Raw genomic sequence first — 13535 nt, 5'->3', positions numbered from 1 at the left:
TCAATTTTCAGGCCCTTAGGGGATAGGCAGGCGTTCGCAACGTCAGGGGGTTGGGTTGCCCGGCATCAATGCCAATACGGATCGACCGGAAGCGAAGGTCCAGAAGCTTGGACGCGCCGAGCGCGATCTGCTGGCTCTCGGCATCGCGGTGGCCGCAATCCTCCTGTTCATCGGCACCGGCTGGATCGTGGTGCCGCAGATCATGCGTTCGTGGATGGGCCTCGGAGCGGCCCCCGATCCGGCGCTCGTGAATGCGCTGATCCTTAACGTCGCACTCGTGATCTTCGGATGGCGAAGGTATGCGGAGCTGACCGACGAGATCGCGGAGCGCCGCAAAGCCGAGGAACTGGCGCGTGAGCTGGCGGAGATCGATCCGCTGACGGGTGCGCTCAACCGCCGCAGCATCGGCCCGGCGACCGATGCCCTGCTGGCGGACACGAAAGCCAGTGGCAGGTCGACCGCCTTCGTGATGGTGGATCTCGACAACTTCAAGCTGGTCAACGATCTCAACGGTCATCTTGCCGGGGACCATCTGCTCAGGACGACAGCTGACCGGATCCGCGCGCTCCTGCCGAGCGGCGCATTGCTGGCGCGGCTGGGTGGCGACGAATTCGCCTGCGTCCTGCCCATGGACCCGCGGTATCCCGACCGGATCGACCAGTTCGCATCCCTGGTGATCGAGCGGGTCGGACAACCCGTAGTCGTCAACGATACGACGATCGAGGTCACCGTTTCGGTTGGCATGGCAACGGCGGCCGATCATGGCGCAAAAGGCGTGGAAACGGATGCGAACACCCTTATCCACCAGGCCGACATCGCCATGTATCATGCCAAGAAGCGCGGCAAGAACCGCTACTTCTGGTTTGAGGAATCGATGGAGAGCGAGCTTCGCTTCCGCAGTGAAGTGGAGAACGGCATCCGCCGCGGAATCCCGCTTGGCGAGTTTGTGCCGTATTACGAACAGCAGGTAGATGTCTCTACCGGAGAGCTTTCGGGCTTTGAAATGCTGGCCCGCTGGCACTCGCCAACCCTCGGGCTGGTCAGCCCGGAAGTCTTCATTCCCGTCGCAGAGGAAATCGGCGCAATCGCCGACCTCAGCGAACATCTCATCGAACAGGCCCTGCAGGATGCGAAGGAATGGGATCCGCGTCTGTCGCTGTCGATCAACATTTCACCGGTTCAGCTGCGGGATCCGTGGTTTTCGCAAAAGCTGCTCAAGATGCTGGTGCGGCACAACTTCCCGCCCCAGCGGCTCGACATCGAGATCACCGAAAGCTGCCTGCACGAGAACATCGGCGTCGTGCGCACGATCATCACCAGCCTGAAGAACCAGGGCGTGACGATCAGCCTTGACGATTTCGGGACCGGCTTTTCCAGCCTCTCGCAGCTGCGCACCCTGCCCTTTGATCGCCTGAAGATCGATCGCAGCTTCGTGTCCGAACTTAAAGATGGGCAGGAGGCGGACAAGCTGGTCCGCGCAATCGTCTCGCTGGGTGGCGGTCTCGATCTGCCCATCACGGCCGAAGGGATCGAGACGACCGCGATCCTAGCCAAACTGAAGACCATGGGCGAGCTGAAGGGCCAGGGTTACTATTTCGGCAAGCCCGAAACGGCATCCGCCGTGCGTGAGCGGCTGGCGGCTCTTGGCCTGCTGGCAACGGCTGCAGCGCCTGTCGAAGCCGCGGTGCCCGCAGATGCCGCCGACCACCGCCTGGCGGGCTGAGCGCGCACTGGACGCGAGGTCCGCCTCGACCTAGAGCCCGCGCGCCATGCGGGTACCCTTCATCAAGATGCACGGTCTCGGCAACGACTTCGTCGTGCTCGATGCCCGGACCGATCCGCTACCGCCCCTCACCGGCAAGATCGCAGCCGCGCTGGCCGATCGCCAAACGGGCATCGGCTGCGACCAGGTGATCGTCCTGGAACCCTCGGCCCACGCCGATTTCCGCATGCGCATTTTCAATCCGGACGGGAGCGAAGTGGAAGCGTGCGGCAATGCCAGCCGCGCCGTGGCCCTGCTTCACGGGCGACTGGCCCGGGTAGAGACAGCGGGCGGCGTCGTCACCGTAGAGCCTGCCAGCGGCGGTGCACGGATAGACATGGGCGCACCGCGATTCGATTGGGATGCGATCCCCCTCGCCTACCCGATCGACACCGCGTCCATGCCGGTTGCATGGGAGGGACTGGAGCAACCCGCCGCGGTCAATGTCGGCAATCCGCATGTGATCTTTTTCGTGCCCGAGGTCGACACCGTTCCGCTCGACCGGCTCGGCCCGCTTATCGAGAACGATCCGCTCTTCCCAGAACGGGTCAACGTCAACGTCGCGCAAGTCACCGGACCGCGCTCGATCAAGCTTCGGGTGTGGGAACGCGGCGCGGGCCTGACGCGCGCCTGCGGCACCGGTGCCTGCGCGACGGCGATTGCGGCGATGCGGCGCGGCCTGGTCGCCGGTCGCGGCGCAACGGTCACGCTGCCAGGGGGCCCCCTCGAGATCGAATGGATGGACAGCGGTCGCATAGCCATGACGGGGCCGGCGACGGAGAGCTTTCGCGGCAGCTTCGAATGGGACGATTTCGGGTGACGGCGCAGGTCATCTCGCTTGGGTGCCGCATGAACCTGACGGAAGGCGAGCGGATCAGTTCGCTGCTGTCAGGTGAACGCGACACGATAGTGATCAATTCCTGCGCCGTGACCGGAGAGGCCATGCGCCAGACGCGCCAGGCGATCCGCCGCGCCCGCCGCGCCCGCCCCGATGCGCGGCTGCTGGTGACGGGCTGCGCGGCCGAGATCGAGCGCGAGGCGATCGGCGCCATGCCCGAAGTGGACGGCATCGTGGCAAACGCATCGAAGCTCGATTTCCGCGCCTGGAACGTATCGGGCGGGCCGGCGCCCGCCGCGCGCCGCCACACACGCGCGTTCGTCGCAGTGCAGAATGGCTGCGATCACGCCTGCACCTTCTGTGTCATCCCGCAAGGTCGCGGTGGCAGCCGCTCGGTGCCGGTCGCCGACGTGCTGGGCGAAGTGGAACGCTATCTTTCGCTGGGCGCGGCCGAAGTGGTGCTCACAGGGGTGGACCTGACCAGTTGGGGCCATGACCTGCCGAAATTGCCCCGGCTGGGCCAGCTGGTCGCGGCGATCCTGGATGCGTTCCCCGGCCTGGCTCGCGTGCGACTGTCGTCCGTCGACGGCATCGAGATCGACCCGTTGCTCGAGGAGCTGATCGCGAGCGAGTCGCGGGTCATGCCACACGTGCATCTATCGCTGCAGCATGGCGACGACCTGATCCTCAAGCGCATGAGACGCCGCCACCTTCGGCAGGATGCCCTGAACCTGGTGGCGAGACTGAAAAGCAGGCGGCCCGCCATCGCCATCGGCGCTGACCTGATCGCCGGTTTTCCCACCGAGGACGAAGGGCGTCATTCGGCCAACCTCTCCATCATCCGCGAGCTCGGCATCGTGCACGGGCACGTCTTTCCATATTCGCTCCGTTCCGGCACCCCTGCGGCCAGGATGCCGCAAGTGGATCGGGCAACCGTGAAAACACGCGCCGCATCCCTCCGCGAGGCAGTATCGGAAACGCGCGCAGCGTGGCTTCGCTCGCTGGTCGGTACTCCGCTTTTGGTGCTGGCCGAATCCGACGGGACAGGCCATGCCGAAAACTTCGCCCGCGTCCGTCTTCCGGCGGGTGTCCAGCGTGGCGAAATCGTTCGCATAGTTCCCACCACTATCGAGGAAGGGCTGCTCGTATGAGCGAACCCACCTGGGCCGAGCGGGTGTTCGGCGGCTTTCGCAAGACGTCCGAAAAGCTCACCCAGAATCTCACCGGCGTAGTCGGCACAGCGCGGCTCGACGATGCCACTCTCGACGACGTCGAAGACGCGCTGATTGTCTCCGACCTCGGGCCGGCAGCGGCACGGCGCATTCGCGACCGTCTGACCGAAAAGCGTTTCGGCCTCAACGTCACCGAACAGGAGTTGAAGGAGGCTGTAGCCGAAGAGATCGCCGCGATCCTGCGCCCCGTGGCCAGGCCGCTCGAGATCACTGCCTTTCCGCGGCCGCAGGTCATCCTCGTCATCGGAGTGAACGGCAGCGGGAAGACGACGACCATCGCCAAGCTCGCCCATTGGCTGCAGGAGGATGACTATGCGGTCATGCTGGCCGCCGGGGATACCTTCCGTGCGGCGGCCATCGGCCAGCTGGCCACCTGGGCGGGACGGATTGGCGTTCCGATCGTCTCGGGACCCGAAGGCGGAGACCCTGCCTCGATCGTGTTCGACGCCCTGAAGGAAGCGACCGCGAAGGGCACCGACGCGCTGATCGTCGACACGGCCGGGCGATTGCAGAACAAGCGCGAGCTGATGGACGAGCTGGCCAAGATCCGCCGCGTGCTCGGACGCCTCAATCCGGAAGCGCCGCACGACGTGATCCTCGTCCTCGACGCCACCAACGGCCAGAACGCGCTTGCCCAGATCGAAACCTTCAAGGAGGTCGCCGGGGTGACCGGGCTCGTCATGACCAAGCTCGACGGGACCGCCCGCGGCGGCGTGCTGGTCGCGGCGGCGGAGCAGTTCGGCCTGCCGATCCATGCCATCGGCGTCGGTGAGAAGATCGATGACTTGCGGCCCTTCGACCCCGACCTGGTGGCGCGCGTGATCGCGGGAGTGGCGTGATGAGCGATGCAGGCGAGCGCAAGCCGACCGGGTGGCTCAATGTCGCCATCGACTATGGTCCGCTGATCGTGTTCCTCGCGGTGTTCAAGCTGTCCGATCCGGGCGGCAAGGACATGGCCGGCACGATCGCCGCGATCATCCGGGGCACCGGCGCCTTCATCGTGGCGGCGATCGCGGCGTTGTTATTCTCTCGTATCAAGTTCGGGCGCGTGTCGCCGATGCTGTGGCTCTCCACCGCTCTCATCGTCGGCTTCGGCGGCTTGACCATATTCCTCGGCGATCCCTTCTGGGTGCAGGTAAAGCCGACGGTGATCTACCTGCTGTTCGCCGCCGCCCTGCTTATCGGCTACGCTCGCAGGGTGGCGTTGCTCCAGGTCCTGCTCGGCGCGGCGTTTGAAGGGGTGGATCAGGCCGGTTGGCTCAAGCTGTCCCGCAACTGGGGGCTGTTCTTCGCCTTTCTCGCTGCCCTGAACGAAGCGTTGCGGCACTTTTACAACGCCGGCAACGACGGTTTCGAAACCTGGCTCTGGGCCAAGCTGTGGGTCTTCATGCCGCTGTCGTTCCTGTTTACCTTCACGCAGATCCCGATGCTCCTGCGCCACGGGCTCAGCTTCGAGGATCGCGACGAGGTGCTGAAGGACCAGCCACCGACCGACTGACAGCGGCCTAGATTTCCAGCTGACTGCCGAGTTCCACCACGCGGTTGGTCGGCAGGCGGAAGAACGACATGGCGGTCGCCGAGTTGCGCAGCATCCAGGCGAACAGTTTTTCGCGCCAGATCGCCATCCCGGGCCGCTTTGAGGCGATCAGCGTCTGCCGGCTGAGGAAGAAGCTGGTGTGCATCATGTCGAACATGCCGCCGCACGATTCCACGCCCTTGAGGGCGGCGGGCACGTCGGTTTCCTCCATGAAGCCGAAATGCAGCACCACCCGGTAAAGCCCGTCGCTGACGCTATGGATTTCGAAGCGCTCGATGGGATCGACATAGGGCACGTCGGCGATCTCGATCGTGAGGATCACCACTCGCTCGTGCAGCACCTTGTTGTGCTTGATGTTATGAAGCAGCGCACTCGGCACGCCGCCGGTAGTCGAGGCCATGAAAATCGCGGTGCCGGGCACTCGGGTTGCGGAGTTCTTGGCGCTCTTGGCGAAAATGGCGATGGGCAGCGCCACTTCGCTCATCCGGTCGCGCATCAGTTGCCGGCCCCGGGCCCAGGTCGTCAGCAGGGTGAACGCGAAGGCGCCGACCAGCAGGGGGAACCAGCCGCCATCCGGCACCTTGGGCAGGTTGGCGGCAAAGAAGGCTCCATCAAAGAGGAAGAAAACTGCCGCGATCGGCAGCGCCAGCCACAGCTTCCACCGCCATACGGCGACGAACAGAACCGCCATCAGGCAGGTATCGATCAGCATCGCGCCGGTAACCGCAATGCCATAGGCGCTGGCGAGGTTTGAGGAGTTGCGGAACGTCAGCACGAGCAGGATGACCGCGATCATAAGCACCCAGTTGACGAACGGGATGTAGACCTGTCCGTGCTCGGTCTCGCTGGTGTGGAGGATCGACAGGCGCGGCACGAAGCCCAGCTGGATGGCCTGCTGCGTCACTGAAAAGGCACCGGAGATGACCGCCTGGCTGGCAATGAAGGTCGCCGCCGTTGCCAGCAGCACCAGCGGCAGGCGGAAGGCCTCGCTCGCCATCAGGAAGAACGGGTTCTGGATCGCCTCGGCCGCCGCCGCGGCTTCCAGGTTCATGATCATCGCCGCCTGGCCGAAGTAATTGAGCAGCAGGCATGGCATGGCGAAACCGAACCAGCTGATCCGCAAGGGGCCGCGGCCGAAATGGCCCATGTCGGTGTAGAGTGCTTCCGCCCCCGTCACCGCCAGCACTACGGACCCGAGCGCGAGGAAGCCCAGCAGCTTGTCCGTCATGAAAAACTGGACGGCATACCAGGGGTTGAGCGCGGCCAGCACCCCGGGGAAATCGAGGATGTGGCTGATCCCGAGCACCGCGAGTGTCGAGAAATAGACCAGCATGATCGGCGAGAAGAGCTTGCCGATCGAGGCGGTGCCCCGCTTCTGAAGCAGGAACAGCGCAATCAGCAGCGCAAGCGCGATGGGGATGACGAAATCGGCCAGTCCCGCCTCGACGGTGGTGAGGCCCTCGACCGCCGAGAGGACCGACACGGCTGGCGTGATCATGCTGTCGCCGTAGAAAAGCGAGGTGGCGAATACGCCGAGCATGACCGCAATCCAGCTTCGGTTGGTGCTGCCTATCTTGCGCGAGATCAACGCGACCAGGGCGAGCGTGCCGCCCTGCCCCTTGTTGTCCGCCCGCATCAGGATGGCAACGTACTGCAGCGACACGATGATCGTCATCGCCCAGAAGATCAGGCTGACCACTCCCATCAGGTGCAGGGTGTCGAGCGTGAGAGGGTGGGGCCCGACAAAGGTTTCGCGGAATGCGTAGATCGGACTGGTGCCGATGTCGCCGAAGACGATGCCGATCGCCCCGACCGCCAGCTTCACCTTCGCCGAAGTCGATTTGCCGCCGATCTCGCCGGGCGGGAGCGGAGCGCTCATTGGCCGAGTGAGTCTGTCATGGCGGGCGCGGCGACTAGCACCGCGTCCAGGCCCCTGCAACGCAGAGCGCGCATGTTCACCGCGTTCCCATCTGCGCGATAAGAACGTCGAGCCGGTCGAGCCGTTCCTTGAGTCCGGCGCGCCACGGTGCATCGGCAGGCGCTCGCGCGAGCATGTCGGCCCACAGTTGGCGCGCCTCCACCGGGCGGCCGGAATTGATCAGGGCGACGCCAAGGAAGAAGCCGGGACCCGGACTTTCGGGATCGACCTGCTCCGCCTTGCCGAAGGCGAAGACCGCCGCCGGAGTGAGCTGACCTTCGGCATTCTCCACCAGCGCGTTGGCCAGAGCGAGCCATGCCTCGGCATCGCCGGGGTTTTTCTCGAGTGAGGCGCGCAGGATACCTGCCGCATCGGCGAATTGACCGCGCCGCGCGAAACCATCGGCCACCGTCACGAAGCGGCTGGGCGGTGCCGGTCCAAACAGCTCGCGCCGGGCTTCGACCAGCGCGACACCCGCGTCGGCAGCCTCGGGGATCGCAGCCTTCGGCGCGCCCGCCTGACCGGGAGAGCCCTGGAGGGCATAGCCCGCCAGACCGAACAGGAGCGCGGCGCCGAACAGCGCCCAGCCCGTACGGGGCAGCCGCAACACGAAGACAGCCACCACGAAAGCCACGGCCGCCAACAGGATGATCGGCAGGAAAGTCACCGGCGCCTCCCGAAGCGGCGCCACAGCAACAGCGCCGCGATGGCGAGCAGGATCACCGGTCCGGCGAACAGGGGCCAGGTCGTGCGGCTGACCTGAGGGGCATAGCTGACGTAGTCGCCGTAACGCTCCATCATCCACTGGCGGATGACCTCGGGGTCCTCGCCCGCAGCGATCCGGGTGCGGACCTGATGCCGCATGTCGCCGGCCATCGGCGCGTCGCTGTCGGCGATCGACTGGCTCTGGCACTTGAGGCACCGGAGCGTCTCCATCAGCCCCTGCGCCCGCGCTTCCTGCGCGGGGTCGTCAAGCTGGCGATAGGCGTAAGGCGCAGGCGGCATGGAATCCTGCGCGCGAAGCGGGGCTTGCGACGGAAGCAAGGCCAGGGCCAGCAACAAGGCGGCAAGCAGCCTCACTGGCCCGCCTCAGCCAGCTTTTCGAGGATCATCGGGACCTGACTTTCGCGGATGTCGCCGATGTGCTGGTAGCGGATGATCCCCTTGCCATCGACCACGAACGTCTCCGGCACCCCTGAGCTGCCGATCGCAAGCTGGAGTTCGGACAGGTCGTCGGCGCCGATGCGGGTGAAGGGATTGCCGTACCGATCAAGGAAAGCGGCAACGTCCTCCGGGCGGTCGCGGATCGCAACACCGACGATGGTCGCGCCCCGGGCCTGCAAGGCCGCAAGTTGCGGCGCCTCCGCGGCACATGGCACACACCAGCTCGCCCAGATGTTGAGCAACTTGGGCTTGCCATCCTTGAGATCGGCCAGCGCCAGTCCCGGGCGGTCGGCCGAGGCGGCGCGCATCGCGAATTCCGGCACCGGCTTGCCGATCATGGCCGAATGGACGAATTCGTCCTTGGGCTGCGTCAGCTGCCATGCCGCCACGCCGACGAAGGCGCTGAACACGGCCAGGGGCACGAAGAAGCGCCACGGCTTCATCGCGCAAGCTCCGCCCGCCGCGCCGCGGCCTTGCGCTGGACGGTTCGCCGCTTCAGGTCGCGCGCGACATTTCCAAGCAGCGCCAGCACGCCGCCAAGCGCAATCATCAGGCCGCCAAGCCAGATGAGCGTCACGAACGGCTTCCACCACAGGCGCACCTGCCACCGCTGCCCGTCGGCCGCCTTGCCGAGGACCGCGTAAAGCTGGCCGTTCCAGCGGGTTTGCAGCGCGCTCTCGGTGGTTTCCTGCGGGGGCGCCCAGAAGCTGCGCGCCTGCGGTGCTAGGCGAGCGGGCTCACCGCCGGCGTAGCTCGCCAGCATGACCCCTTCGAGCGCGTTCCAGTTCGGACCGGCGACGGGCGATACAGACTGCAGCGTCACGCGCCACGGCCCGACCTGGGCCGTCTCGCCCACCCTGAGGGCCGACAGGCGTTCTTCGCTGAAAGCCGTGTCGCTCGCCATGCCGATCAGCGACACCGCGATGCCCAGGTGCGCGACGACCATGCCCCAGGTCGCCAGCGGCAGCCGCCGCAAGTTGCGTCCGCGCAAGGGAAGAACCGAGGCGACCGCCAGACCCGCGCCCAGCGACAGCCCCAGAAGCGGCAGAATGCCCGGACCGTCCAGCGCGAGCGCCACGAGCAGGGCGGCAAGTGCCACAGCCCCGGCAACGATGAGCGGCCGCCGCACCCGCTGCAATCGATCGCGCCGCCAGCGCAGCAACGGGCCCGCCGCCATGACCACCAGCATCGGCAAAGCGAAAATCGCCGACGCCGGGTCGAAATAGGGCGGCCCGACCGAGACGCGCACGCCCAATGCTTCGGTCAGCAGCGGATAGAGCGTGCCCAGCAGCACGACCCCGAGAATGGCCGAGAGGAGCACGTTGTTGATCACCAGCGCGCCCTCGCGGCTGACCAGCGCGAAACGCTCGCCTTCGGCTATCGTGCTCGCCCTGAGACCGAACACCGCCAGGGCGCCGCCGATGTAGATCGCGAGCAACGCGAGGATGAACGACCCGCGCTCGGGGTCCACCGCAAAGGCATGGACGCTGGTGAGAATGCCCGAGCGGACCAGAAACGTCCCCACCATGCTCATCGAGAACGCCACCACGCCCAGCATGATGCTCCACGCCCGCAAGGCATCGCGCGAGGCCAGCACGCTGGCCGAATGGAGCAGCGCCGTCGCCGCCAGCCATGGCATCAGCGAAGCGTTCTCCACCGGATCCCAGAACCACCAGCCGCCCCAGCCTAGTTCGTAGTACGCCCAGTAGGACCCGGCGGTGATCCCGATGGTCAGGAATATCCACGCGCCGAGAACCCATGGCCGCATGGCCCGCGCGAATTCGGGCGTCACCTGCCGTGTCAGCAGTGCGCCGACGGCAAAGCTGAAGGCGACCGAGAGGCCGACGTAGCCGAGGTACAAAGTCGGCGGGTGGAAGGCCAACCCGATGTCCTGCAGAAGCGGGTTGAGGCCGTTGCCCTCGATTGCCGGCATCGGCAGCCGCTCGAACGGGTTCGAACTGAACAGCAGGAAGGCGTAAAAGCCGAGCGCGACAAAACCTTGCGCCGCCAGCGTCGCCTGCATGGTGCGTTCCGGCAGGCGTCGTTCGACAATAGCGATTAGCGCGCCCGCGGCCGACATGACCGTAACCCACAGCAGCATCGAGCCTTCGTGATTGCCCCACGCACCCGCGAGCTTGAAGATCATCGGCTTCATCGAGTGCGAATTCATCGCCACCAGCTTCACCGACAGGTCGGTGCGGGCGAACAAACAGACGAGCATCGCGAAGGCGAAGACGCACACCACCCCTTGCACGATCGCCGCCGGGCGGACGAGCACGGCCAGCTCGGCCTCAGCCGCCTCCCCCCCGTGCCGCGCGGCGAGGAAGCCGGACACGAGTTGCAGCGCAGCCAGCGCGGCAGCCAGCCACAGCGCGGCAAGACCGAGCTCTGCAATCATCTGCGAGCGGATTTCATCGCGATGTGGTCTCCTCGACCACCATCTTCTTCTGGGCCGCGGTCATTTCCTCAAGCTCGCGCGGGACGTAGTTCTCGTCGTGCTTGGCGAGAAGCTTGTCGGCGATGAAAGTGCCATTGGCCTGCATCCGTCCATCGGCGACCACGCCCGATCCTTCGACGAACAGGTCGGGCACGATGCCGGAATAGCGGACCGGCACCCGCGCCGTGCCGTCCCCGACCACGAATTCGATCGTCACGCCGTCGGGCCGGGTGACGACCGAACCCTTCTCCACCATGCCCCCGAGGCGGACCGAGCGGCCCGGAGCGGGATGGTGCTTCACGATGTCGCTCGGCACATAGAAGTAGCTCGCCTGGCTGCGCAGCGCCCAGGTGGCGATGATCGCGGCAGCGACGATGGCGACCACGGCCACCACCACCAGTGCCAGGCGCTGGTGCTTGGGCTGCAGGCCGCGCGCGGAGTCGTTCATTTTCCGGCCTTTTCCCTGCGTCGCTCGGCGCGCCGCATCGCCAGCCAGCTCCAGCCGATCAGCACAAGCGTACCGGCTATGCCGATCGCATAGGCGGCGATCACGAAGGGCCATTGATCGAGCGTTTCGCGCATCAGGCCCCCGATGCCTTAAGGCGCGGCTCGAGCTCGAGCTCGCGCGCGCGGCGGCGCAAGCGGGCCTGGGCCTGGGTCTCGGCAAGCAGAGCGCGCATCCGCATCAGCACGATCGCGCCGAACAGGCAGGAGAACCCGGCGGTCGCGGCCAGCAGCGGCCAGAGGAACTCGGGCGCCATGGCCGATCCGCTCAACGAAAGGCTGGGAGGCTGGTGTATCGAATACCACCAGAGTACCGAATAGTGGATCACCGGCACGTTCACGATGCCCACCAGCCCGAAGATCGCCGGGATGCGGCTCGAAGCGCCTTCGCGCGCAGTGGCTCCGGCAAGCGCGATGTAGCCGAGGTAGAGGAACAGCAGCACGAGCATGCTGGTGAGGCGGCCGTCCCATTCCCACCAGGTGCCCCAGGCAGGACGCCCCCAGAGCGAGCCGGTGACGAGGCAGAGGGCGGTGAAGAACGCGCCCGGAAGCGCCGCAGCGCGCCCGGCGATCGCTGCCAGCGGGTGGCGCCAGACGATCTCGGCAAGGCTGGCCAGCGCAATCGTGGTCCAGCCGCCCATGCCAAGCCACGCAGCCGGCACGTGGAGGAAAAGGATCCGCACGGTTTCCCCTTGCAGCCGTTCGGCGGGCACGCCGACGAGGCCCCAGCCCAGCGCTCCGCCAGTGAGCAGGAATCCGATTCCCAGCAGCCACGGAGTGAGCGGCCGCGCGAGGCTCAGGAAGCGTTTGGGATTGGCGAAGCCGTGCATCGGAAAAACCGTCCGCGACGCTTTGGCAGGACCGGGTCGGCGCGGCAAGTGGCCGAGCGTGTCCGCAAGCCGTTTAGCGTGCGTGTGGCGTCCTAACGCCCGATCAGCCTCTGCGCCATGCGGTCGGCTACCGCATCCGACGAGACGCCGGTCCGGTCGCTTTCTTCCCAGATCGTGCGCAGCCGCTCGGGGATTTGCGCGAGGCGCTTGCGCACTTCGTTGATGTCGCACGGCTGGCCTTGCGTGCGGCACAGGTACTCGAGCGCCACCGAAATGATGCCGCCCGCATTGATGACGTAGTCAGGCGCATAGAGAATGCCGCGTTCGGCCAGCAGCTGGCCGTGGCCGGCCTCGGCGAGTTGATTGTTTGCACCTCCCGCGACGATCGGACAGTCGAGCCGGGCGATGCCCTCTTCGTTCAGGATCGCGCCGAGCGCGTTGGGGCTGAACACGTCGCAGGCCACGGACATGATCTGGTCGGCCGGGACCGCCACGCCCTCGACTTCGCGGGCGAGAGCCTCGGCGCGGCCGGCGTCGACATCGGCGACGGTCAGCGTGGCCCCATCCTTGTGCAGCAGCCGCGCAACCCCGCCGCCGACGCTGCCGGTGCCCTGCACGGCGATCCGCACGCCCTTGAGCGAGGACTGGCCAAGCTTGTGTTCGACCGCAGCCTTGATCCCGAGGTAGATTCCCATCGCCGTGAACGGGCCCGGGTCGCCGCCAGCCTGCCCTTCGCCCACCGGCAAGCCGGAAACGAATTGCGTGCGCTGCGAAACCGCGACCATGTCGGCTTCGGAAATGCCGACGTCCTCCGCCGTAACGTACTTGCCGCCGAGCGCCTGGACGGCGTCGCCGAAAGCGGCGAGCATCTCCGGCGTCTTTGCGCGGTCCTTTCCGGCGAGGATCACTGCCTTGCCGCCGCCCATGGGCAAGCCGGCCATGGCATTCTTGTAGCTCATCCCGCGCGAAAGACGCAGCGCATCGCGCATTGCGTCGGCGGGGTCGGCATAGTGCCAGAACCGGGTACCGCCCGCACCGGGGCCGAGGTGGGTGGAATGGAGTGCGATGATCGCGGTCAGGCCCGATGCCTGGTCGTGGACCAGCTCGACCAGCTCGTGATCGTCGTAATCCGCCTGCGTCCAGAAAGCCGTCATCGCACTGCGCCCCGCGTTCGGCACGCAGGAACGCGCGCCGTGAATGGCGGCATGTCCAAAGGGAAAAAATGGGGCGATCGAGGGGTCTCGAACCCCCGACCTCCGGTACCACAAACCGGCGCTCTAACCAACTGAGCTACGATCGCCACATGCCCTGTT

Annotated in this window: 14 protein-coding genes and 1 tRNA gene; 5 read left to right on the top strand and 10 right to left on the bottom strand. The window is 66.3% G+C overall.

Annotated elements, in window-relative coordinates; translation table 11 throughout:
• Positions 1–55: 55 nt before the first annotated feature.
• Genes IEW58_RS03380 through IEW58_RS03360 form a run of 5 tightly spaced genes read left to right on the top strand, consistent with a single transcriptional unit; the run spans position 56 to position 5330 of the window.
• Positions 56–1723: a putative bifunctional diguanylate cyclase/phosphodiesterase gene (locus IEW58_RS03380; protein ID WP_308419253.1), complete on the top strand. Its 1668-nt coding sequence runs from the start codon at positions 56–58 to the stop codon at positions 1721–1723.
• 46 nt (positions 1724–1769) lie between these two features.
• Positions 1770–2582, top strand: coding sequence for a diaminopimelate epimerase (gene dapF, locus IEW58_RS03375; RefSeq protein ID WP_188643828.1), 813 nt, complete (start codon positions 1770–1772; stop codon positions 2580–2582).
• On the top strand, positions 2564–3751 hold the full coding sequence (locus IEW58_RS03370; protein ID WP_188643827.1) for a MiaB/RimO family radical SAM methylthiotransferase: 1188 nt from the start codon (positions 2564–2566) through the stop codon (positions 3749–3751). The genes dapF and IEW58_RS03370 overlap by 19 nt, the downstream gene beginning before the upstream one ends.
• Complete coding sequence (ftsY, locus tag IEW58_RS03365; RefSeq protein WP_188643826.1) at positions 3748–4671, top strand: signal recognition particle-docking protein FtsY; 924 nt, start codon at positions 3748–3750, stop codon at positions 4669–4671. Before IEW58_RS03370 ends, ftsY begins: the two co-directional genes overlap by 4 nt.
• Complete coding sequence (locus IEW58_RS03360; RefSeq protein ID WP_188643825.1) at positions 4671–5330, top strand: inner membrane-spanning protein YciB; 660 nt, start codon at positions 4671–4673, stop codon at positions 5328–5330. The genes ftsY and IEW58_RS03360 overlap by 1 nt, the downstream gene beginning before the upstream one ends.
• Before the next feature lie 7 nt (positions 5331–5337).
• Here IEW58_RS03360 and IEW58_RS03355 read toward each other — a convergent pair whose 3' ends face one another.
• The 10 genes from IEW58_RS03355 to IEW58_RS03310 all read right to left on the bottom strand — a co-directional run bounded on the left by IEW58_RS03355 (position 5338) and on the right by IEW58_RS03310 (position 13522).
• A complete protein-coding gene (locus IEW58_RS03355) occupies positions 5338–7248 on the bottom strand; it encodes a potassium transporter Kup (RefSeq protein ID WP_188643824.1) in 1911 nt (636 codons plus the stop codon).
• Positions 7249–7324: 76 nt separating this feature from the next.
• Entirely contained in the window at positions 7325–7954 is a 630-nt protein-coding gene (locus tag IEW58_RS03350; protein ID WP_188643823.1) for a tetratricopeptide repeat protein, read from the bottom strand.
• The gene (locus IEW58_RS03345) at positions 7951–8292 is read right to left on the bottom strand and encodes a cytochrome c-type biogenesis protein (RefSeq protein WP_188645649.1); all 342 of its coding nucleotides are present in this window, start codon (positions 8290–8292) and stop codon (positions 7951–7953) included. The genes IEW58_RS03350 and IEW58_RS03345 overlap by 4 nt, the downstream gene beginning before the upstream one ends.
• Positions 8293–8363: 71 nt before the next feature.
• Entirely contained in the window at positions 8364–8894 is a 531-nt protein-coding gene (locus IEW58_RS03340) for a DsbE family thiol:disulfide interchange protein (RefSeq protein WP_188643822.1), read from the bottom strand.
• Positions 8891–10849 carry a heme lyase CcmF/NrfE family subunit gene (locus tag IEW58_RS03335; protein WP_188643821.1) on the bottom strand — a complete coding sequence of 653 codons (1959 nt, stop codon included), beginning with the start codon at positions 10847–10849 and terminating at the stop codon, positions 8891–8893. Before IEW58_RS03335 ends, IEW58_RS03340 begins: the two co-directional genes overlap by 4 nt.
• Before the next feature lie 13 nt (positions 10850–10862).
• The gene (gene ccmE / locus IEW58_RS03330) at positions 10863–11336 is read right to left on the bottom strand and encodes a cytochrome c maturation protein CcmE (protein ID WP_188643820.1); all 474 of its coding nucleotides are present in this window, start codon (positions 11334–11336) and stop codon (positions 10863–10865) included.
• Positions 11333–11470 (bottom strand): hypothetical protein, encoded by a 138-nt coding sequence (locus tag IEW58_RS03325; RefSeq protein ID WP_188643819.1) that lies wholly within the window; start codon positions 11468–11470, stop codon positions 11333–11335. The genes ccmE and IEW58_RS03325 overlap by 4 nt, the downstream gene beginning before the upstream one ends.
• On the bottom strand, positions 11470–12222 hold the full coding sequence (gene ccmC, locus IEW58_RS03320; RefSeq protein ID WP_188643818.1) for a heme ABC transporter permease CcmC: 753 nt from the start codon (positions 12220–12222) through the stop codon (positions 11470–11472). Before ccmC ends, IEW58_RS03325 begins: the two co-directional genes overlap by 1 nt.
• Before the next feature lie 92 nt (positions 12223–12314).
• Positions 12315–13376 carry a Leu/Phe/Val dehydrogenase gene (locus IEW58_RS03315; protein ID WP_188643817.1) on the bottom strand — a complete coding sequence of 354 codons (1062 nt, stop codon included), beginning with the start codon at positions 13374–13376 and terminating at the stop codon, positions 12315–12317.
• Between the two features lie 69 nt (positions 13377–13445).
• Positions 13446–13522, bottom strand: a tRNA-His gene (locus IEW58_RS03310).
• Between the last annotated feature and the right edge of the window lie 13 nt (positions 13523–13535).

Origin of the sequence: Tsuneonella deserti (assembly GCF_014644315.1) — a bacterium.
GTDB classification, from domain to species: Bacteria; Pseudomonadota; Alphaproteobacteria; order Sphingomonadales; family Sphingomonadaceae; genus Tsuneonella; species Tsuneonella deserti.
The sequence above is the reverse complement of the archived record's forward strand: the minus strand, read 5'-3'. Positions and strand labels throughout refer to the sequence as shown.